Source organism: Microbacterium sediminis, from assembly GCF_004564075.1.
GTDB lineage: Bacteria > Actinomycetota > Actinomycetes > Actinomycetales > Microbacteriaceae > Microbacterium > Microbacterium sediminis.
In genome coordinates, this window is sequence record NZ_CP038256.1 from 2,269,329 (window position 1) to 2,289,397 (window position 20,069).

Consider the following 20,069-nt stretch of genomic DNA (forward strand, 5'->3'; position numbering starts at 1 on the left):
GCGCCGGAGGCTCACTCCTCCTCGTCGCCGCCGGGGCGGACCGGGGCGTCGTCGCGGATGTCGACGCGGGTGACGCCGTCGCGCTCGGTCACCTCGATCCGCGGCGCCGCGTCGGACTCGACGGCGTCGGGTGCGGCCAGGAGCTGATCGCGGCGCTTCTCGTCGGGCGTCATGCCCGTCTCATCGGGCTCGTTCGGCTCTGTCGTGGTCATGTCGCCGACGCTACGGCGCGGCCGGGCGCCCCGTCATCCCCTTGACACGATGCCGTCGACCCACCGCGCCAGGCGGGCGTAGGCCTCCTGGCGCGCCTCGCGGCGCGAGAGGAACACGTCGTGCAGCGCCCCGTCGATCCGCTCGATCGTCACCGACGGCCCGAGACGGAGCGCGGCGCGGGCGATCTCGTCGACCACGAGCACGGTGTCCACTCGGGTGAGCGCCTCCGACCAGCGCGTGGGCGGCATGCTGCGCGCCGAGAGCAGCACGCAGATCGGCGCCGGGATGCCCAGACCCTTGGCCACCGTGGCATGCCCCACGAGGATCGCGTCGAGCCAGCCGTTCTGCACGGGCGGCGACACGTCCGGCCGCCACCGCGCGTTGGGGCTCAGCGGATCGTCGGGATCGGCGACCTCCCGCTGCGCGCGCGAGTAGAAGCCGAGGTCGACCTGCGGGATGGCGTTGCGGGGCCGGAAGCGCGCGCCGAGGTCGATCGCGGCCGCGAGGGCCGCCCGGCCCGCCGCGCCGAGCTGGAACTCCAGCCACGGCGCGTTCAGCACGAGCGCCGCGGCGGCGCGGGGATGGCGGGCCGCCCACAGGCTCAGGATGAGCCCGCCCGTGGAGTGCCCGAAGAGCACGAGCCGCCGCCCGCGCCGATCCCCCATCGCCTCGAGCGCCGCCGCGATGTCCTCGTCGTAGGTGGCGAGATCGGTGATGAAGCCGGGCGTCTGCCCCGCCCGGAGGCTGCGCCCGTACTTGCGCAGGTCCAGCGCGTAGAACCGCGCCCCGCGATCCGTCCAGAACCGCGCGATGCCGGGCTGGAAGAAGTAGTCCGACCAGCCGTGCACGTAGAGCACGTCGACGTCGCGCAGCGCGCGATCGCGGAACAGGCCGCGCGGCAGGTGCCGCACGAGCGTCGCGACGACCTCGCCCTCGTCGTCGGCCCCGAGCGGAAGGGTGAGCTGCTCGAATCCCCGGCCGAGGATGTCCGGCGCCCACTCCCCGCTCATGCCGCCAGCCTACGGGCGGCGTCCCTCCCCGGCCGCCATGCGCTCGCGCACCTCGCGGCGCAGCACCTTGCCCACGAGCGATCGGGGCAGCTCGTCCATCTGCACGATCCGGCGGGGCACCTTGTAGTCGGCCAGGTGCGTACGGGCGTAGTCGCGCAGCGCCCCGGCGTCGAACGTGCGGCCCTCACGCAGCTGCACGGCGGCCGCGACCTGCTCGCTGCCGTCGGGTCGGCGCAGCCCCACCACGGCGGCGGCGTCCACGTCGGGATGCGCCTCGAGGGTTTCCTCCACCTCGTGCGGCGCGACGTTGTAGCCGCCGGTGATGATGAGCTCCTTGATCCGATCGACCACCGTGACGAACCCGTCCTCGGCGACCGTGACGATGTCGCCGGTGCGCACCCAGCCGCCCGGGAGCAGGGATTCCGCGGTCGCTTCGGGCCGCCGCCAGTAGCCGGCGAACACCTGCGGGCCGCGCAGGAGCAGCTCGCCGCGCTCCCCGGCCGGCACATCGACCGAGGGATCGTCGGGCGAGGTCACGCGGATGTCGGTGCCGGGGAAGGGCACGCCGACCGTCCCGGGCCGCCGGGTCGGCCCCATCGGATTGCCCAGCGCCACGGGCGACGTCTCGGTCATGCCGTACCCCTCCACGAGCAGGCCGCCCGTGGCCTCCTCCCACCGCCGCACGGTGGCCAGCGGCAGGCTCATGGCGCCGGAGATCGCGAAGCGGATCGTCGACAGGTCGATCACGCCCTGCCCCGCCGCCCGCGCGAGGGCGTCGTAGATCGGCGGCACGGCGGGCAGGAACGTCGGCGGGTCCTTCTTGGCGGCATCGGCGACGAGCCCCGCGTCGAAGGTGGGGAACAGCACGAGCGTGGCACCCATGCTCATCGCGAACGTGAGGCACAACGTGAGCCCGTAGGCGTGGAACAGGGGCAGCACGCCGTAGAACGTCTCGCGCCCCTCGCGCAGACCGGGCACCCACGCGCGGCCCTGCATCGCGTTGGCCCGGAGGTTGCGGTGCGTCAGGATCACGCCCTTGGGATCGCCCGTGGTGCCGCTGGTGTACTGCAGCAGCGCCACGTCGTCCACGGCCGGGCGCGGGTGGCGCCGCGGCAACGGGCGGGCGCCGAGCAGCCGGCGCCACGGGATCAGCCCGCGCGCCGCGGGGCGGCCGGTGAGCTTCGCGCGCGACTCGCGGGCCCTCTTGATCGGCAGGCGCAGGGCGAGGCGCGTCCGGAACGGCATCTCGTCCGTCAGATCCACCGCCACGATGTGCGTCGGGCGCGCGTCGCTGGGGAGCCCGGCCACCGCATCGGCGGTCTTGTCCCACACGATTGCGACGTCGGCCTCGTGGTCCTCGAACTGGTGGCGCAGCTCCCGCGGCGTGTAGAGCGGGTTGTGCTCGACGACGATGGCGCCCAGGCTCAGTACCGCATAGAAGGCGATGACGTGCTGCGGGCAGTTGGGCAGCACGAGGGCCACGCGGTCGCCCTTGCGCACGCCGAGCCGGCGCAGCCCGCCGGCGGCCCGCGCGATCCGCTCGCCCAGCTCGCGGTAGTCGATCGTCGCGCCGAAGAACACCAGCGCCGGCTTGCGGCGGCACGTCCGCACGCTCCGCTCCATCATGTCGACGAGCGACTCGGTCACCTCGCCGATGTCGGCGGGCACGCCCGGCGCGTACTGGGCCGTCCACGGCCTCGTCTCCCACGGGTTCGATGCGCTCACGGCGCCTCCTTCCCGGGCCCTCGGCCCTCGTCGCGGCGTCGGCGCGCGTGCGTCCATGCTCGCACCGGCGCCTCGCCGTCTCCTGGACGTGGCCAGACTCGGCGGCGCCGCACCCGCACGTCAACCCCTTGCGGGACGAGCGAGGAGTCGTCAGCCGATCACTTCACGGCGCCCGCGGTGAGGCCTCCCACGATGTACTTCTGCAGGAAGAGGAACAGCGCCACCACCGGCAGCGCCGACATGACGGCGCCCGCCGAGAACGCGCTCCAGTCGGCGTACCGCGGGTTGGAGACGAGCTTGGTCAGGCCCACCGCGAGCGTCTGCTGCTCCGTGTCGATCAGGACCACCGAGGCGACGACGAACTCGTTCACGGTCGAGATGAACGACAGCAGCGCCACCACGGCCAGGATCGGCGCGACCAGGCGCAGGATGATCGTGAAGAACACCCGCGCGTGCCCGGCGCCGTCGATCCGCGCCGCCTCGTCGATCGACTGCGGCACGGTGTTGAAGAAGCCGTACATGAGGTAGGTGTTCACGCCGAGCGCGCCGCCCAGGTAGACGAGGATGAGGCCGATGCGGCTGTTGAGGCCGAGCGCCGGGAACCAGTCGCCGATCGTGCTCAGCAGCAGGAAGATCGCCACGACCGCCAGCAGCTGCGGGAACATCTGCACCACGACGATCGTGATGAGCCCGAAGCGCCGCCCCGTGAACCGCATCCGCGAGAACGCGTAGGCGGCGAGCGCGCCGAGGAACACGGTGGCCAGCGCCGTGATGCCGGCGATGATGAGCGTATTGGCGAACCAGGCGGGGAACGGCACCTTCGGGTCGGTGAGGATGCGCACGTAGCTGTCGATGCCGATCCGCGAGAACAGGGCGTTCGACCCGGTGAGCGTGCCGTTGGGGTTGAGCGAGCTCGACAGCACGAACACGATCGGCAGCAGCGAGAACGCCACCACGACGACGCCGACGACGTGACGCCATCCGGTGTCGGCGAACCAGCGCCCGAACGAGCGGCGCCTCACGGGTGTCTCCACGATCGCGCTCATCAGTTCAGCTCCTCGAGCGACTTGGTGCGGCGGAACGCGATGACCGAGATGACCGCCACGACGATGAAGATGATGATCGAGTAGGCGCTGGCCAGACCGTAGTCGCGGGTCTGGCCGGTGAAGGCCACCTTGTAGACCATCGAGATGAGGATGTCGGTGTAGCCCACCGGGATCGGGGCGGCCGAGTCGCGCGGACCGCCGTCGGTGAGCATGTAGACGACGTTGAAGTTGTTGAAGTTGAACGCGAACGAGGCGATCAGCAGCGGCGCCACGCTCACGAGCAGCAGCGGCAGCTTGATCAACCGGAACACCGCCCAGGGTTTCGCTCCGTCGACCGTCGCGGCCTCCTGCAGCTCGTCGGGGATGGACTGCAGCGCCCCCGTGCACACGAGGAACATGTAGGGGAAGCCGAGCCACAGGTTCACGATGAGGATCGACACCTTCGCCATGACCGGATCCGTCAGCCACGGGATCGACGCCCCGCCGAAGATCACCTGGTTCAGGAACCCGAAGCTCTCGTTCATCATGCCCGCCCACACCAGCGCCGACAGGAACGACGGGATCGCGTAGGGCAAGATCATCAGCACGCGGTAGACCTGGCGCCCGCGCATGCGCGCGTGGTTGAAGGCGATCGCCAGGAACAGGCCGAGGAAGAATGTCGAGGCGACCGAGATCAGCGCGAACGCGAAGGTCCACAGCGTCACGTAGACGAGCGGCCCCGCCAGCCGCTGATCGGTCACCGCCCGGACGAAGTTGTCGAAGCCGACGGTGATCTGCCACCCCGGCATCAGCTGGGTGCCGTCGTCGGCGGTGAACGCGCCCACGCCGGTGTCGCGGTAGACGGTGCCCGATTCCGTGTCGGTGAGGGTGCCGGCGGCCTCGTCGTAGGCCAGCGACGACGTGTAGCGGTAGCCGCTGGATCCGTCGGGCGTGCGGATCGCGCCGTCGTTCGGATCGTCGGAGTACGGCACCGCGAGGTCGGTCACCTCGCCCTGCCGCTGCAGCACCTCGGCGAACTGCAGGCTCGTCCAGCCCGGCGCGGCCACGGCCCGGTCGCCCTCGAACTCCGCATCGTCGACGGGCTGCAACGGCTGCTCGGCCGTGCCCACGAGCGCCTCGCCGTCGGGGGTGGTGACGAGCAGGCCGAGCGCTCCGCCCTGCTCCACCACGGTGATCGGATAGGTGGGCGAATCGGGCACCCGCTCGAGCGCCGACGCCATGAGCGAGGCCACGGCCTGCTCCTTGGTGCCGTTGTGGCCGGTGCCGTAGTTCGTGAAGGCGACGTAGCCCGTGTAGACGAGCACGAACACCTGGAACAGCACGAGGAAGATGACGCCCGGCGTGAGGTACTTGGCCGGCAGGGCCCGCCGCGAGAAGTACACCCAGTTCACGAAGCCCGCCACGGCCACGACCACGCCGATCACGACCCACTGCTCGAATCCGATGAGCACGAGGACGGCGTACACGGCGATCGCGTCGACGATGCCGAGCAGCAGGAGCTTGAGGATGATCGCCCGCGTGCCGCCGCTGGCGCGCTCCGCGATGTTGTCGGCCTGCCGTCGGCGCCGCGCGCGGCGCGGATCGGCGACGGGCGCCGCGGTCTGGGTGTCGGTCATGACCCTCCGTCTGGTCGTGTCGCGGGCGGGCGTCTTCTCGCGCGCCCGCGCGGTGGCGTGCTGGGGCCGCTCGCGTGGCGAGCGGGGCCGGCCGGGGCGGGGAGCGCCGCTCACCCACCCCGGCCGGTCGTCCGGGCGGCCGTCAGCCGATCGCGGCCTGCACGTCGGAGACGAGCTTCTGCCACGTGGCGGCGGGGTCGGCGCCGTTGATGATCTCGGCCTCCGCGATGCCCCAGTACTGCCACACGGCGCCCATCGCCGGGATCGCCGGCATCGGCACGGCCTCGGCGCCGACCTCGGCGAAGCCGCCGATGATCGGGTCGGACGAGGCGCTCTCGGCCGCCGCCGACAGGGCGGGCAGGATGTTGCCGGCCTCGAACAGCGCCATCTGCGCGTCCTCGGTGCCGAGGTAGTTGACGAGGAAGTCGTTGGCGGCGACCTTGTTGTCCGACTCCGACGAGAGGAAGAAGCCCTTCACGCCGGCGAACGGCGAGGCCGGCTGATCCGTGGGGCTCGGGACGGTGTCGATCTCGACGTCGATGCCCGCATCGATCGCCGCGCCCACGTTCCACGGTCCGGTGAGCCAGAAGGCGGCCGTGCCGTCGAGGAAGGCCTGCTTGGCGATGTCGCCGTCGACGTCGGTGTTGAACACGCCCGTGCCGTTCTTGCCCTGACCGGCCAGCCAGGTGGCGAACTGCTCGCCGCCGGCGCTGCCGAGCTGGAGGTCGGTCGGGTCGTAGCCCTGCTCGTTGGTGCCGAACACCGGCGCCCCGAACGCGGTCTGGAACGGGTAGAGGTGGTACGGGTTGCCCTCGGCGCCCTGCTCGACGACGAACGGCTGGTCGAGCCCGGCCGCCTTGCCCTTGGCGATCATGTCGTCGAAGCTCGTGGCGGCCTCGGGGACGAGCTCCGCGTTGCGCAACACGGCGATGTTCTCGACCGCGTACGGGAGCATGTAGACGGTGCCCTCGTAGGTCGACGCCTCGAGCGCGACCGGGAGGAAGTCATCGGCGGCATCGCCGAGCTCCAGCGGGGCGACCACGCCGTTGGTGGCGAGCTCGCCGAGCCAGTCGTGCGCGCCCATCGTGATGTCGGGGCCCTCGCCCGTGGGCACCTGCTGGATGAAGTCGTCCTTGATGTCGGCGTTGTCCTTGCCGACGAGCTCGACCTCGACGCCGGTCTGCTCGGTGTAGGCGTCGGCCGCCGCCTGCAGGGCGTCGACGCGCTCGGCGTCGACCCAGACCGTCAGGGTCGAGGCCGGTTCCCCGCCGCCGTCGGCGGGCGCGTCACCCGACGGTCCGCTCGAGCAGCCCGCGAGACCGAGAGTCGCCGCGACCGCGAACACCGCGATGACGCGGCCCTTGCTGTTCACCTTCATTGGTGTGCCCTTCTGGTTCGAGCCGGCGACGTCGCCGGATTCTGCAAGCGGTTACAGGGTGACACGCGGCAGGGCGATCCGCAAACGACTCTGTGGGCGATATCCAGGTCGATATGGATCCGTGATGCGGCGGACGGTGGGCATCGTGCATGCAAGCGCTTCCAGAAGTCGCGCGTCTCGCCTAGAGTGCACGCATGACTTCCGAATGGTGGCGCACCGCCGTGATCTACCAGATCTACCCCCGCTCCTTCGCCGACGCGAACGGCGACGGCATCGGCGATCTGCCCGGTGTCACCGGTCGGCTCGACGCGCTGGCCGAGCTCGGCGTCGACGCGATCTGGCTCTCGCCGTTCATGACGTCGCCGCAGAAGGACGCCGGCTACGACGTGGCCGACTACTGCGACGTCGACCCGCTGTTCGGCACGCTGGCCGACTTCGACGAGATGCTCGCCGCGGCGCACGACCGCGGGATCCGGGTGATCGTCGACCTCGTGCCCAACCACTCCTCCGACCAGCACCCGTGGTTCCAGGAGGCCCTCGCGGCGGCTCCGGGCAGCGCCGAGCGGGCGCGCTACATGTTCCGCGACGGCAAGGGCGAGCGCGGCCAGCTGCCGCCGAACAACTGGCAGTCGGTGTTCGGCGGCCCCGCGTGGACGCGCGTGACCGAGGCCGACGGCACGCCGGGCCAGTGGTATCTGCACCTGTTCGACTCGTCGCAGCCCGACTTCGACTGGGCCAACCCCGAGGTGCAGGAGGAGTTCCGCCGCATCCTGCGCTTCTGGCTCGACCGCGGCGTCGACGGCTTCCGTGTGGACGTGGCGCACGGCCTCGTCAAGCACGACGAGCTGCCCGACTACATGCCCCCGGAGGACTCCGACTCGATGGGCGGCGCGGAGCCCGTCCCGTACTGGGGGCAGGAGGGCGTGCACGAGATCTACCGCGACTGGCACCGCATCCTCGCCGAGTACGACGGCGATCGCGCGCTGTGCGCCGAGGCCTGGCTGCCCACGGCCGAGGAGACCGCCAAGTGGGTGCGGCCGGACGAGATGCACCAGGCGTTCAACTTCCCGTACCTCTCGGCGCCGTGGGACGCGAGCGAGCTGCGCGGCGTGATCGATCAGTCCTTCGCCGCGTTCGGCGGCGTGGGTGCCCCGACCACGTGGGTGCTGTCGAACCACGACGTCGTGCGTCACGCGACGCGCCTCGCGCTCGGCGCGGACACGCCGCAGGGGCACGGCGTCGGCCCCGACTCGCCCGGCAAGCCGGAGTACGGGTTCGGCCTGCGCCGCGGCCGCGCGGCCACGACGATCATGCTCGCGCTGCCCGGCTCGGCCTACCTGTACCAGGGCGAGGAACTCGGCCTGCCCGAGGCGACCGAGATCCCCGACGAGGCCCGCCAGGACCCGACGTGGTTCCGCACCGGCGGCGAGCGGTACGGCCGCGACGGCTGCCGCGTGCCGATCCCGTGGGAGGCCGCCGGTCCCGCCTACGGCTTCAGCGAGAGCGGTCGGTCGTGGCTGCCGCAGCCGCCCGAGTGGGCGCAGCTGGCGCGCGACGTGGAGGCCTCCGACCCGACGTCGACGCTCAACCTGTACCGCGAGCTGCTGCGCCAGCGCCGCGAGCAGGGCCTCGCGACGGGCCAGTTCGACTGGGTCGAGGGCGCGCCCGACGACACCGTGTGGTTCCGGGTCGCGGGCGTCGAGGTGATCGCCAACCTCGGCTCCGAGCCGGTGCCGCTGCCGGAGGGCACGCGCGTGCTCGTGGCGAGCTCGCCCGTGGCCGACGCGGTGCCGACCGACACCGCCGTCTGGCTCGTCCGGCCGTGATGCCGGCCGGCACCGGCGGCGCGTCGTGAGCATCGCGGAGGTCGCGCGACTGGCCGGCGTCTCGACGGCGACCGTGTCGCGCGCCCTCTCAGGCCGCGGGCACGTCTCGGCCGCCGCGCGGGAGCGCGTGGTGGCCGCGGCGCGCGAGCTCGGCTACGTCGTGTCGCAGGCGGCGTCGAGCCTCGCGAGCGGCCGCACGCGCAACGTCGGCATCGTGCTGCCGTTCCTCGGCCGCTGGTACTTCTCCTCGGTGCTGGAGGGGGCCCAGCGGCGCCTCATGCACGTGGGCTACGACGTGACGCTCTACAACCTCGCGGGGCAGGACGGCGAGCGCGCGATCGTGTTCGAGGACTTCCTGCTGCGCCAGCGCGTCGACGCCGTGATCGCCGTCGCCCTCGAGCTCACCGAGGCCGAGCGGACGAGCCTGCAGGCGATCGGCAAGCCGATCGTCGGGGTGGGCGGTCCGATCGAGGGCGTGCGCACGCTCATGATCGACGACGTGGCCGTCGCGCGCCTGGCGACCGAGCACCTCATCGGGCTCGATCACCACCGCATCGGGCTGATCGGGGGCGACCAGGCGTCCGACGCCGACTTCCACATGCCCGCCAAGCGCCTGCGGGGGTGGCAGGCGGCGATGCGCGAGGCCGGGATCGAGCCGGACCCGCGGCTCATGGCACAGGCGGACTTCACGCTGCAGGGCGGCTACGCCGCGGCCAAGCAGCTCTTCGGCGCCCCGCGCGCCGAGCGGCCGACGGCGGTGTTCGCCGCCTCGGACGAGATGGCGTTCGGCGCGATCCTCGCCGCGCGCGACCTGGGCCTGAGCGTCCCCGACGACATCTCGATCGTGGGGATCGACGATCACGACATGGCGGAGTTCTTCGGGCTCACCACGGTGGCGCAGTTCCCGCGGGAGCAGGGCGCGCGGGCCGTGGACGTGCTCATGGCGCAGCTGCAGCCCGGTGGCGACACCGCCGAGGACACCCCGCTGCCGTTCGAGCTGCGCGTGCGCCGCTCGACCGCCCGGCCGCGCGGCTAGGGCGTGTCTCCCATATGGAGAGTGAGGCTCGCGGCAGTCTGGTCGGGTGAGGTCGACGGGTTCGCGGTATCGGGTATTCACGGATGAGCAGTGGGAGCGGATCGAGCCGTTGCTGCCGTCGAACGAGGGGCGTCGCGGTCACCCGTTCGGCGACAACCGTCGGGTCGTGGAGGGCATCGCGTACCGGTTTCGCACGGGGATCCCGTGGCGTGATCTGCCTCGCGATGAGTTCGGGCCGTGGCAGACGGTGTGGAAGCGGCACCGCCGTTATGCGGGGGACGGCACCTGGGACCGTGTGCTGACGCGGATTCTCGCGGAGGCGGACGCGGCGGGGAAGATCGACTGGGCGGTGTCGGTGGACGCGACGATCGCGCGTGCGCATCAGCACGCGACGAACACCACCCGCCCGGAGCAGGACACAGGGGGCGGGATCGAATCACAAGAATCTGCCCTGGCACGAGATTGAGCCGCCCGGTCACGGCATCGGCCGCTCCCGCGGCGGGCTGACGACGAAGATCCATCAGGCCGTCGACGGGCACGGCCGACCGTTGGCGATGATCGTCACCGGCGGGCAGCGTAACGACGGCGCCATGCTCGCCGAGGTGCTCGCTCAGATCCACGTCCCCCGGCACGGGAGAGGCAGGCCGCGCACCCGGCCCGAGGCGGTGATCGCGGACCGCGCCTACGCGACCGGCGTGATCCGCACCGAACTGCGCCGCCGCGGGATCAAGGCCGTCATCCCCGACAAGCGCGACCAGGCCGCCGCCCGGAAACGGCGCGGCAGCAAGGGTGGCAGGCCACCCGGGCTCGACGCCGCCGCCTACAAGGGCCGCAACGTCGTCGAGCGGTTCTTCGCCCTCGCCAAGCAGTGGCGCGGCATCGCGACGCGCTACGACAAGCTCGCGATCACCTACCGTGCCGGCGTCACCCTCTGCGCGATCCTCACCTGGCAACGCCTATTGGGAGACACGCCCTAGGCGGCGGCCGCGCCGGCTCCCAGGCGGGAACTGCTAGGGTCGAGGAAGCGCCCGATTCTGTGGCGCCTCGTCGTGCCTTCATCGAGCGCCTCTCGCGCTCAGCGACTGCCGCGGCGAACGGACCGGCTTCCGCCGCGTTCGCCATCCCTCCGCCGCCAGCTCGCGCCGCCCGACCCGGACGTCCGCCCCGCTGTGCCGTGCGGATGATCCGAAAGAGAATCCATGACCTCTGCGACCACGCAGACCCCCACCTTCGCCGACCTCGGCGTTCCCGCCTCGCTCGTCGACGTCCTCGTCGCCGAGGGGCGCCCCACCCCGTTCCCGATCCAGGAGGCCACCCTCCCCTCGACGCTCGCGGGCCGCGACGTGCTCGGCCGCGGCAAGACCGGCTCGGGCAAGACCCTCGCCTTCGCGATCCCGCTCGTCGCGCGCCTGGCCGCCCTCGGCGCCGAGCGCCGCGCCGGCGCGCCCACCGGCCTCGTCCTGGCGCCCACCCGTGAGCTCGCCACGCAGATCACCCGCGTGATCGAGCCGCTCGCGGCCGCGTCCGGCATGAAGGTCACCACGATCTTCGGCGGCGTCTCCCAGCGCCCGCAGGAGACCGCCCTGCGCGCCGGCGTCGACATCGTCGTGGCGTGCCCCGGCCGCCTCGAGGACCTCATCGGCCAGAAGATCGTGCGCCTCGATCGCGTCGCCATCACGGTGCTCGACGAGGCCGATCACATGGCCGACCTCGGCTTCCTGCCGGGCGTGACGCGCCTGCTCTCGCAGACGCCGGCCGGCGGGCAGCGCCTGTTCTTCTCGGCGACGCTCGACAACGGCATCGACAAGCTGGTCAAGCGCTTCCTCAACGACCCGGTGCACCACTCGATCGATCCCGCCGAGTCGCCCGTCGCGGCCATGACGCACCACGTGTTCGAGATCGACGCCGACGCGAAGAACGACCTCGTGTTCGCCCTCGCCTCGGGCGCCGCCCGCCGCCTGCTCTTCACGCGCACCAAGCACCAGGCCAAGAAGCTCGCCCGCCAGCTGACCGCCAAGGGCATCCCGGCCGTCGACCTGCACGGCAACCTGTCGCAGAACGCGCGCGACCGCAACCTGGCCGACTTCGCCTCGGGCGCCGTCAAGGTCCTCGTCGCCACCGACGTCGCCGCCCGCGGCGTGCACGTCGACGGCATCGAGCTCGTCGTCCACGTCGATCCGCCCGCCGAGCACAAGGCGTACCTGCACCGTTCGGGCCGCACCGCCCGCGCCGGCTCGTCGGGCGACGTCGTCACGATCATGCTGCCCGCGCAGCGCCGCGACACGAAGGACCTCCTGCGCCGCGCCGCGATCGCGGTGACGCCCCAGGTCGTCACCGCGTCGCACCCCGCGGTCGTCGCGCTGATCGGCGAGGTCGCGCCGCGCGTGGCCCCGGGCCCCGGCCTGCCGGGCGCCGGCAACCCGCCGGCACCGGGCGCCACGGGCGGCGGCCAGTCGCAGGGCGCCAACGCCCGCCGCAAGCGCGCCGTGCGCGAGGGCGTCGCCGAGGCGCCGCGCGAGGGCTCGGGCCGTTCCGGCGGCTCGCGCCGCCGCGGCGGCCAGGGCGGTCAGGGCCGCGCGGGCCAGGCGGCCACGGGGCAGCGCCGCACCGGGCAGTCCCAGGGTGGCCGCTCCGGCCAGCGCTCGGGCGGCTCGTCGGCCGTGTACAGCACGTCGTCCGGATCGTCCGCGCCCCGCACCCCGCGCCGCGCCCAGGGCTGATCCCCCGCACACGAACGGCCCCTCCCTTTCCGGGAGGGGCCGTTCGGCGTTTCGGGGTGCGGCGGATTGCGGCCGCTTCGGCTCCCGGTGAAACAGCATCCTCACGCCGAAACAGCATGTGCGCGCCGAAACAGCAGACGTTGCACGCTGTCTCGGCGCAAACATGCAGTCTCGCGGCCAAGGGGCGCCGACCCCGGCGTCAGATCACTCGCCGCGCGAGATCCGCACCATCTCGTCGCGCGGGACGACCTTGATGCGCGCGCGTCCGTGCGGGGCGCCGAGGGAGACCTCGTGCTCGTCGAGACGGTGCCAGCCCTCGAGATCGGTCCACGACACGCCACGCTCCGCGAGCAGCGCGGGGATGGCCTCCTCGGACGGGTCCTCCGGCTGCCACCAGGAGCCCTGGTCGTTGACGAGGTGCTGGATGGTCTCCATCGCGTCGGACTTGGTGTGGCCGATGAGGCCGACCGGGCCGCGCTTGATCCAGCCCGTGGCGTACATGCCGGGGATGCGCTCGTTGGAGTCGGCGGCGAGCACCTGGCCCTCGTGGTTCGGGATCACGCCGTGGCGCTCGTCGAACGGGACGCCCGGCAGCGGCGATCCGAAGTAGCCGACCGCGCGGTACAGCTGGCCCATCGGGACCTCGCGCATCTCGCCGGTGCCGACGACGCCGCCGGATCCGTCGGGGCGCGTGCGCTCGTACACGAGGGCGGCCACGCGGCCAGCCTCGTCGGTGCGCACCTCGACCGGGCGGGCCCAGAAGTGCAGGTGCAGGCGGCGCGACGCCGATCCGCCGGCGTTGTTGGCCGACGGGCGCTGGCGCCACGACTGCAGCACGCGGTCGATCACCTTGACCTGTTTGTTGGACTCGATCGCCGCGAGCGAGGCCTCGTCGTAGTCGAAGTCCTCGTCGTAGACGACCATGTCGACGTTGCGCAGCTCACCGAGCTCGCGCAGCTCGAGCGGCGTGAACTTCACCTGGGCGGGGCCGCGGCGGCCGAACACGTGCACGTCGGTGACGGGCGAGGCCTCGAGGATCTCGTAGACGTTCTGCGGCACCTCGGTCGGCAGCAGGTCCTCGGCGTGCTTGGCGAGCATGCGGCTGATGTCGAGGGCGACGTTGCCGTTGCCGATCACGCCGACCGACGCCGCGGTCAGCGGCCAGGTGCGCGGCACGTCGGGGTGGCCGTCGAACCACGACACGAAGTCGGCGGCGCCGAACGAGCCCTCGGCGTCGATGCCGGGGATGTCCAGCGACGCGTCGCGGACGGCGCCCGTGGCGAAGATCACGGCGTGGTAGTGCCGCTTGAGGTCGTCGATCGTGATGTCGTCGCCGAAGCGGACGTTGCCGAAGATGCGGATGTCGCCGCGATCGAGCACCTCGCGCAGCGCATTGATGACGCCCTTGATGCGGGGATGATCCGGCGCGACGCCGTAGCGCACGAGCCCGTACGGGGCCGGCAGGTGCTCGAAGAGGTCGATGGAGACGTCGAACTTCCGCTCCGTCTTGAGCAGGATGTCGGCGGCATAGATGCCCGCGGGCCCCGCGCCGACGATGGCCAGCCTGAGCTTGGTCATTGGTGTCCCTTCATGCATGAAGCCCCAGTCTCCCGCGCGCGCCTGAGCGGATGCCCGGGCGGCCGGTCAGCTCGAGCGTTCGACGAGCGATTCGGCGAACCGGCTGAGCGCCTCGCGCACGCCGCCGCGCGGCAGCACGTCGAGCCCGGCGACCGCGTCGCGCGTCCACTCCAGCGCGAGGTCGCGGGTGCGGGCGGTGGCCTCGTGGTCGCGCAGGGCGGTGATCTCGTCGTCGAGGATCGATGGGTCGGCGCCCTCGCGGATGCGGGCGACGCCCGCGTCGATGCGGCCCTTCAGCGCGGGATCGAGCTCGTCGAGCAGCAGGTACGGCATGGTCGGCACGCCGGCCCGCAGGTCGGTTCCGGGCACCTTGCCGGTCTCCCCGGCGTCGGCCGACAGATCGATCACGTCGTCCATGAGCTGGAACGAGACGCCCACCTTCTCTCCGAACTGGCGCAGCGGCTCGTGGAAGCGGGCGTCGGCGCCGGAGAACAGCGCGCCGGCGTGCGCGGCGGCGGCGATGAGCGACCCGGTCTTGTCGGCGAGCACCTGGATGTAGAACGCGACCGGATCGTCGCCCGGCTGCGCGCCGATCGTCTCGTGCATCTGGCCCAGCACGAGGCGCTCGAAGGTCTCGGCCTGCATCTCGACCGCGCGCGTGCCGAGCGTGGCCATCATCACACTCGCGCGCGAGAAGAGCAGGTCGCCCGTGAGGATCGCGATGCTGTTGCCCCACACCTCGTGGGCGCTCGCGACGCCGCGGCGGCGATCCGCGCCGTCCATGACGTCGTCGTGGTAGAGCGATCCCAGGTGGGTCAGCTCGAGCGCCTTGGCGGCGGTGATCACGCCGTCGGTCGCACCCTCGCCCAGCTGCGCCGACAGCAGCGCCAGCATCGGGCGCACGCGCTTGCCGCCGGCCTCGTACAGGTAGCGGGAGGTGGCATCGACGAGCGCGTCGGTGGAGTGCAGCTCGTCCGACAGCTCCGTCTCGACCCGCTCGAGCCCGTCCTCGATGCGGGACACGAGTCGGCGGGCGGCGGGCGTCGCGAAAACGCGGTCGCTCAGACCGAAACGACTCGCGATGGGGCTCACCCTGCCAGCCTACAAGTCGCGCGAGCGCTCGATGACGCTCAGGCGGACGGCTTCGTGCCGCGGTGCAGGGCCACGATGCCGAACGTCAGGTTGCGGTAGGCGACGTCCGTCCACCCCGCCTCGCGGATCCACGCGGCGAGGGTGGGCTGATCCGGCCAGGCCTGGATCGACTCGTTGAGGTAGTCGTAGGCCTCGCCGTTGCTGCCCACCAGCCGGGCCACGCGCGGCAGCACCTGGTCGTTGTAGAACCGGTACAGGCCGCGGAAGACGGGGTTCGGCGGCGTCGAGAACTCGTTGATCACGAGGCGCCCGCCGGGCTTCGTCACGCGCAGCAGCTCGCCGATCGCCACGCGCGGAAGGTTCACGTTGCGCAGCCCGTACGACATCGTCACCGCGTCGAACTCGCCGTCGGCGAACGGCAGGTCCATGGCGTCGGCCTGCACGAACTCGAGGTTGCGGATGTCGCCGAAGTGCCGCTTGCCCTCGGCGAGCATGCCGGGCGAGAAGTCCGCCGCGACCACCTGGGCGCCGGTGCGCGTGAGCGACGCCGACGACTTGGCCGTGCCGGCCGCGAGATCGAGGATCCGCTCCCCCGGCTTCGGCGCGACGGCGCGGGTGGTGGCCTCGCGCCAGAGGGCATCGAGGCCGAAGGTCATCGCCATGTTGGTGAGGTCGTAGCGCGCGGCGACCTGATCGAACATGCGGCTGACGCGGCTCGGGTCCTTGCCGAGATCGGCGCGGTTGGGCTCGGTGCTCACCCGATCGAGTCTAGGCGGGCCGGCTGGGCGAGTCCGGGGTCCCACCGGGCGCTCGGGCGGCGCGGCGTAATCTTGCAGGGTGTCCGAACCGATCTCGCTGCCGCGGCTCGTTGCGACGACCCGGGAGATCGACCCGACCGACGATCCGCTCCTGTTCGCGTCGAGCGCCGATCCGATCGCCTGGCTGCGGCGCGGCGACGGGCTGATCGGCGCCGGCCCGGAGCTGCTGCGCCTCGACGTGGGCGAGGACGGCCGCCTCGACGCGCTGGCCGACATGTGGCGCGCGATCGCGCAGGCGACCGACGTCGACGACCCGATCGGCCTGCCCGGCACGGGCCTGGTGGGCTTCGGGGCGTTCGCCTTCGACGAGACCTCGACGCACCCCAGCACGCTGATCGTCCCCACGACCGTGATCGGCCGCCGCGGCGGGCGCGCCTGGGTCACGACGATCGGGCGCGCCGAGGGCACCGTCCCCGCACCGCAGCCGCACGATTACGGCGCGTACTGGTCGGCCACGCTCGGTCCCGGCGCGATGGACCCCGAGGCGCACGGTGCCGCCGTCCGCGCCGCGCTCGAGGCGATCCGCTCGGGCGAGCTGAGCAAGGTCGTCGTGGCCCGCGACATCGCGGGCACGATCCCGGCCGGCGCGGACCTGCGCCGGCTCGTGCGGGCGCTCGCCTCCGGCTACCCCGACACCTGGGTGTATGCCGTCGACGGCATCATCGGCGCGAGCCCCGAGACGCTGGTCACGGTGTCGGGCGGCACGGTCACGGCGCGCGTGCTGGCCGGCACCCGCCCGCGCGGCGCCGACGCCGACGAGGACGCCGCGATCACCGCCGAACTCGCGGCCAGCGAGAAGGACAACGCCGAGCACGACTACGCCGTGCAGAGCGTGCTGCGCTCGCTGCACCCGCACACCTCGGCGCTGGCCGCGGCCGAGCAGCCCTTCATGCTGCGCCTGCCGAACCTCTGGCACCTCGCCACCGATGTGGAGGGCACGCTCGAGAACGGATCGACCGCGCTCGACATGGTGCGGGCGCTGCACCCGACCGCCGCCGTCGCGGGCACGCCGACCGACGCGGCCGTCGCGGCGATCCGCCGGATCGAGCCGTTCGATCGCGGTCGCTACGCGGGACCGGTGGGCTGGATCGACGGCAACGGCGACGGCGAGTGGGCGATCGCCCTGCGCTGCGCCCAGTTCGGCCCGGTCGAGGGCGACACGCGCACCGTGGTCGCGCACGCCGGCGGCGGGATCGTCGAGGGCAGCGTCGCCGAGGCCGAGCTCCTCGAGACCCGCGTCAAGTTCCGCCCCATCGTCGACGCCCTGGCCTGACCGGCGTTCCTCGGTCTCGACTCGCTCCGCTCGCTCGACCCGTCTCCGCTCGCTTCGCTCGGTCGACGAGCCCGGCGGGTTCGGCGCAACAGCGCAGATCTGCGATTCCGCGCAGCCGATCCCCCGCCGCAATGCGCTGCAACGCAGATCTGCGCCGCAACGGCCGGGGCCCGATCCGCTCGCTTCGCTCGGTCGACGAGCCCGGCGGGTTCGGCGCAACAGCGCGGATCTGCGGTTCCGCGCAGCCGATCGCCCGCGCAATGCGCCGCAACGCAGATCTGCGCCGCAACGGCCGGTCTTCGCCTCGGCCGCCACACCGACGGGCTCGTCGACCGGAGCGCGAAGCGCGGAGCGGAGACGGGTCGAGCGCAGTGGCGCAGCCGCGGAGTCGAGACCCCGAACCGACGCGGCGGCCTGAGGTGGTCGCTTCATCTTCGTTCGCTTCGCTCTCTCCGTTCAGCAACCGGAAGGTGCATCCCCATCGGTTGCTGAACGGAGGCGCGAAGCGCCAAAGCTGAAGCGACCAGACGAAGCCGGCCGCGGGCGCCGCGGTCTCCGCTCGGTCGACGAGCCCGGCGGGTATCTGCACAACAGCGCAGATCTGCGATTCCGCGCACCCGATCCCCGCCGCAGTGCGCCGCAACGCAGATCTGCGCCGCAATGGCCAGGCCCCGGGGACGAGGCCGACCCAGCGTCAGAGCATCGCGCCCGCGGCCTCGATCCAGCGCTCGGGCTCGGTGAGCGCGGCCTCGGCGGAGCCCGCGAGGTCGGTGAGCGAGACGACGCGGGCGAACGCGGACATGTCGGCACCGGGCGCGATCCGGCCGGCCACGAGCGCCACCGGCACGCCGGCCTCCGCGGCGAGCGCCGCCACGACGCCGGGGGCCTTGCCCACCGCCGACTGCCCGTCAAACGCGCCCTCCCCCGTGACCACGAGGTCGGCACCGGCGATCGCCTCGCGCAGGCCCGTGAGCTCGGCGATGCGCGCCGCGCCCGGCACGAGCTCGGCGCCCCACGCGAGCAGCCCGTAGCCGGCGCCACCCGCGGCGCCCGCGCCCGGGGCCTCGGGATCGGCGTGGCGGGCGGCCGTCTCGGCGAGCGTCGCGCCCGGCAGGCGCCGCAGCGCGTCGACGAGTCGACCCAGCGCCGCGTCGGCGCGGGCGACGTCGTCGATCCCCTTCTGCGGTCCGAACACCGCCGCGGCCCCGGCAGACCCGAGCAGCGGGCTCGTCACATCGGTGAGCACCTGCACGCCGCCCTCCGGCAGTCCGCGCAGCCGCGACAGGTCGGCGATCGCGAGCTCCTCGAGCCCCGCCGCGCCCGGGGCGATCGAGACCTCGAACGCGTCGGTGAAGCGCGCGCCCAGGGCGGTGAGCAGCCCGGTGCCGCCGTCGGTCGACGCGCTCGAGCCGATGGCGAGCACGAGCCGCGAGACGCCGTGCGCGAGGGCCGCCGCGATGGCCTGGCCGAAGCCGAGCGTCGAGGCGTCCCACGGCCGGCGCTCGTCGCCGAGCAGCTCGATCCCCGAGGTCGACGCGAGCTCCACGACTCCCGTGCCCTGCGGCGCGTCGTCGGTCGGCGGCAGCCACAGCCATGCGGCATCCACGGGCAGCCCCCGCGGGCCGGTCACGCGCACGGGGGTGTGCCGGGCGCCCGGAACGGCGGCGGCGATCGCGCCCAGCGTCCCCTCCCCGCCGTCGGCCATGGGGCGCAGCACGGGATCCACCGCGCCGCTGCCGGCGGCGAGCGCGCGGGCGACGTCGGCCGCCGCACACGATCCCTTGAAGCTGTCGGGCGCGAAGACGATGCGGCGAGAGGTCATCCGTCCATTCTCGCCCGTGGCACCTCAGCCCTCGGACGTCATGGTCGCGCGCAGCCGTCGCTTCTCCGCCGCCACGTCGAACTCGGCGGCGGGCCAGCGCGGCCCGATCTCCTCCAGCGTCTCGAGCAGCAGCTCCTGCACCGCCAGCCGCGCGAACCACTTGCGGTTGGCCGGCACGACGAACCAGGGCGCCTCGTCGGTCGACGTGCGCTCGATCGCCGTCTGGTACGCCTCCTGGTACGCGCGCCAGTGCACGCGCTCGTCGACGTCGCCGGGGTTGTACTTCCAGTGCTTGTCGGGGCGCTCGAGCCGCTCCATGAGCCGCTCGCCCTGCTCCTCGTACGAGATGTGCAGCATCACCTTGACCACGCGGGTGCCGGCGTCGAGCAGACGCTTCTCGAACTCGACGATCGCGCCGTAGCGCCGCTCGATCTCCTCCGCCGGAGCCAGGCCGTGGACGCGGCCGATGAGCACGTCCTCGTAGTGCGAGCGGTCGAAGACGCCGATCATGCCGCGGCTGGGCACGCGCTTCTCGATGCGCCACAGGAAGTCGTGCGCGCGCTCCTCGTCGGTGGGGGCCTTGAAGGCGGCCAGCTGCACGCCCTGCGGATCGACGCCGCCCACGACGTGCCGCACGATGCCGCCCTTGCCGGCCGAGTCCATCGCCTGCAGCACGAGCAGCACCGAGTCGGTGGCGTCGCCGCCGCGGCTCGCCGCGAACAGGCGCTCCTGGTACTCGCCGAGCTGCGCGAGCCCCGCGGCCAGGTCGGCGACCGCGTCGGCCTTCTTGCCCGCGTACCCCGGCGTCGACTCGGGATCGAGCTCCGCCAGCCGGAACCCCTCGCCCGCGCGCAGCGCCTCGCGGGCGTCGGTGGTCCACTTCGCCTGGCTCTTCGCGATCATGGGGCCCATCCTG

Annotated in this window: 16 protein-coding genes; 5 read left to right on the forward strand and 11 right to left on the reverse strand. The window is 72.7% G+C overall.

Annotated features, from left to right (window positions below):
- Positions 1-11 precede the first annotated feature (11 nt).
- The 6 genes from E3O41_RS10840 to E3O41_RS10865 all read right to left on the reverse strand — a co-directional run bounded on the left by E3O41_RS10840 (position 12) and on the right by E3O41_RS10865 (position 6,988).
- Positions 12-212, reverse strand: a complete 201-nt coding sequence (locus tag E3O41_RS10840; protein ID WP_067027675.1) for a hypothetical protein — start codon at positions 210-212, stop codon at positions 12-14.
- 33 nt (positions 213-245) lie between these two features.
- Positions 246-1,223, reverse strand: coding sequence for an alpha/beta hydrolase (locus E3O41_RS10845; RefSeq protein WP_067027673.1), 978 nt, complete (start codon positions 1,221-1,223; stop codon positions 246-248).
- 9 nt (positions 1,224-1,232) lie between these two features.
- On the reverse strand, positions 1,233-3,005 hold the full coding sequence (locus E3O41_RS10850; protein WP_099566325.1) for a long-chain-fatty-acid--CoA ligase: 1,773 nt from the start codon (positions 3,003-3,005) through the stop codon (positions 1,233-1,235).
- 101 nt (positions 3,006-3,106) lie between these two features.
- The gene (locus E3O41_RS10855) at positions 3,107-3,994 is read right to left on the reverse strand and encodes a sugar ABC transporter permease (protein ID WP_067027670.1); all 888 of its coding nucleotides are present in this window, start codon (positions 3,992-3,994) and stop codon (positions 3,107-3,109) included.
- A complete protein-coding gene (locus E3O41_RS10860) occupies positions 3,994-5,610 on the reverse strand; it encodes an ABC transporter permease subunit (protein ID WP_067027668.1) in 1,617 nt (538 codons plus the stop codon). The genes E3O41_RS10855 and E3O41_RS10860 overlap by 1 nt, the downstream gene beginning before the upstream one ends.
- 142 nt (positions 5,611-5,752) lie before the next feature.
- Complete coding sequence (locus E3O41_RS10865) at positions 5,753-6,988, reverse strand: sugar ABC transporter substrate-binding protein (RefSeq protein WP_067027666.1); 1,236 nt, start codon at positions 6,986-6,988, stop codon at positions 5,753-5,755.
- 194 nt (positions 6,989-7,182) lie between these two features.
- On the opposite strand from E3O41_RS10865, the gene E3O41_RS10870 reads away from it, so the two are divergent.
- The 4 genes from E3O41_RS10870 (at position 7,183) to E3O41_RS10885 (ending at position 12,570) form a co-directional block, all read left to right on the forward strand.
- Positions 7,183-8,814, forward strand: a complete 1,632-nt coding sequence (locus E3O41_RS10870; RefSeq protein ID WP_067027664.1) for a glycoside hydrolase family 13 protein — start codon at positions 7,183-7,185, stop codon at positions 8,812-8,814.
- A gap of 25 nt (positions 8,815-8,839) precedes the next feature.
- A complete protein-coding gene (locus E3O41_RS10875) occupies positions 8,840-9,850 on the forward strand; it encodes a LacI family DNA-binding transcriptional regulator (RefSeq protein ID WP_067027662.1) in 1,011 nt (336 codons plus the stop codon).
- 46 nt (positions 9,851-9,896) lie between these two features.
- Positions 9,897-10,827, forward strand: a protein-coding gene (locus tag E3O41_RS10880; RefSeq protein WP_416375843.1) for an IS5 family transposase whose coding sequence is annotated in 2 segments (ribosomal slippage) — positions 9,897-10,271 and positions 10,273-10,827 — 930 coding nt in all. Because the reading frame shifts where the segments join, the coding sequence is not laid out codon by codon here.
- A gap of 222 nt (positions 10,828-11,049) precedes the next feature.
- Positions 11,050-12,570: a DEAD/DEAH box helicase gene (locus tag E3O41_RS10885; RefSeq protein WP_067024346.1), complete on the forward strand. Its 1,521-nt coding sequence runs from the start codon at positions 11,050-11,052 to the stop codon at positions 12,568-12,570.
- 204 nt (positions 12,571-12,774) lie between these two features.
- Here the strand turns inward: E3O41_RS10885 and E3O41_RS10890 are convergent, their stop codons facing one another.
- The 3 genes from E3O41_RS10890 to E3O41_RS10900 form a co-directional block, all read right to left on the reverse strand.
- Positions 12,775-14,148 (reverse strand): FAD-dependent oxidoreductase, encoded by a 1,374-nt coding sequence (locus tag E3O41_RS10890; RefSeq protein WP_067024349.1) that lies wholly within the window; start codon positions 14,146-14,148, stop codon positions 12,775-12,777.
- Between the two features lie 66 nt (positions 14,149-14,214).
- Positions 14,215-15,240: a polyprenyl synthetase family protein gene (locus E3O41_RS10895; protein WP_067024352.1), complete on the reverse strand. Its 1,026-nt coding sequence runs from the start codon at positions 15,238-15,240 to the stop codon at positions 14,215-14,217.
- A gap of 38 nt (positions 15,241-15,278) precedes the next feature.
- Entirely contained in the window at positions 15,279-15,941 is a 663-nt protein-coding gene (locus tag E3O41_RS10900; RefSeq protein WP_083990875.1) for a class I SAM-dependent methyltransferase, read from the reverse strand.
- 136 nt (positions 15,942-16,077) lie between these two features.
- Between E3O41_RS10900 and E3O41_RS10905 the strand changes: the two genes are divergently transcribed.
- Positions 16,078-17,331, forward strand: a complete 1,254-nt coding sequence (locus E3O41_RS10905) for an isochorismate synthase (protein ID WP_067024356.1) — start codon at positions 16,078-16,080, stop codon at positions 17,329-17,331.
- A gap of 694 nt (positions 17,332-18,025) precedes the next feature.
- Here the strand turns inward: E3O41_RS10905 and E3O41_RS10910 are convergent.
- Together E3O41_RS10910 and E3O41_RS10915 are read right to left on the reverse strand one after the other, a co-directional pair.
- Positions 18,026-19,153 (reverse strand): glycerate kinase, encoded by a 1,128-nt coding sequence (locus tag E3O41_RS10910; RefSeq protein ID WP_067024359.1) that lies wholly within the window; start codon positions 19,151-19,153, stop codon positions 18,026-18,028.
- Positions 19,154-19,177: 24 nt separating this feature from the next.
- Positions 19,178-20,056: a PPK2 family polyphosphate kinase gene (locus E3O41_RS10915; protein ID WP_067024362.1), complete on the reverse strand. Its 879-nt coding sequence runs from the start codon at positions 20,054-20,056 to the stop codon at positions 19,178-19,180.
- Between the last annotated feature and the right edge of the window lie 13 nt (positions 20,057-20,069).

Coding starts and splice junctions, on each gene's coding strand:
- E3O41_RS10840 (WP_067027675.1), bottom strand. CDS start 212: ATGACCACGACAGAGCCGAACGAGCCCGATGAGACGGGCATGACGCCC.
- E3O41_RS10845 (WP_067027673.1), bottom strand. CDS start 1,223: ATGAGCGGGGAGTGGGCGCCGGACATCCTCGGCCGGGGATTCGAGCAG.
- E3O41_RS10850 (WP_099566325.1), bottom strand. CDS start 3,005: ATGGACGCACGCGCGCCGACGCCGCGACGAGGGCCGAGGGCCCGGGAA.
- E3O41_RS10855 (WP_067027670.1), bottom strand. CDS start 3,994: ATGAGCGCGATCGTGGAGACACCCGTGAGGCGCCGCTCGTTCGGGCGC.
- E3O41_RS10860 (WP_067027668.1), bottom strand. CDS start 5,610: ATGACCGACACCCAGACCGCGGCGCCCGTCGCCGATCCGCGCCGCGCG.
- E3O41_RS10865 (WP_067027666.1), bottom strand. CDS start 6,988: ATGAAGGTGAACAGCAAGGGCCGCGTCATCGCGGTGTTCGCGGTCGCG.
- E3O41_RS10870 (WP_067027664.1), top strand. CDS start 7,183: ATGACTTCCGAATGGTGGCGCACCGCCGTGATCTACCAGATCTACCCC.
- E3O41_RS10885 (WP_067024346.1), top strand. CDS start 11,050: ATGACCTCTGCGACCACGCAGACCCCCACCTTCGCCGACCTCGGCGTT.
- E3O41_RS10890 (WP_067024349.1), bottom strand. CDS start 14,148: ATGACCAAGCTCAGGCTGGCCATCGTCGGCGCGGGGCCCGCGGGCATC.
- E3O41_RS10900 (WP_083990875.1), bottom strand. CDS start 15,941: ATGTTCGATCAGGTCGCCGCGCGCTACGACCTCACCAACATGGCGATG.
- E3O41_RS10910 (WP_067024359.1), bottom strand. CDS start 19,153: ATGACCTCTCGCCGCATCGTCTTCGCGCCCGACAGCTTCAAGGGATCG.
- E3O41_RS10915 (WP_067024362.1), bottom strand. CDS start 20,056: ATGATCGCGAAGAGCCAGGCGAAGTGGACCACCGACGCCCGCGAGGCG.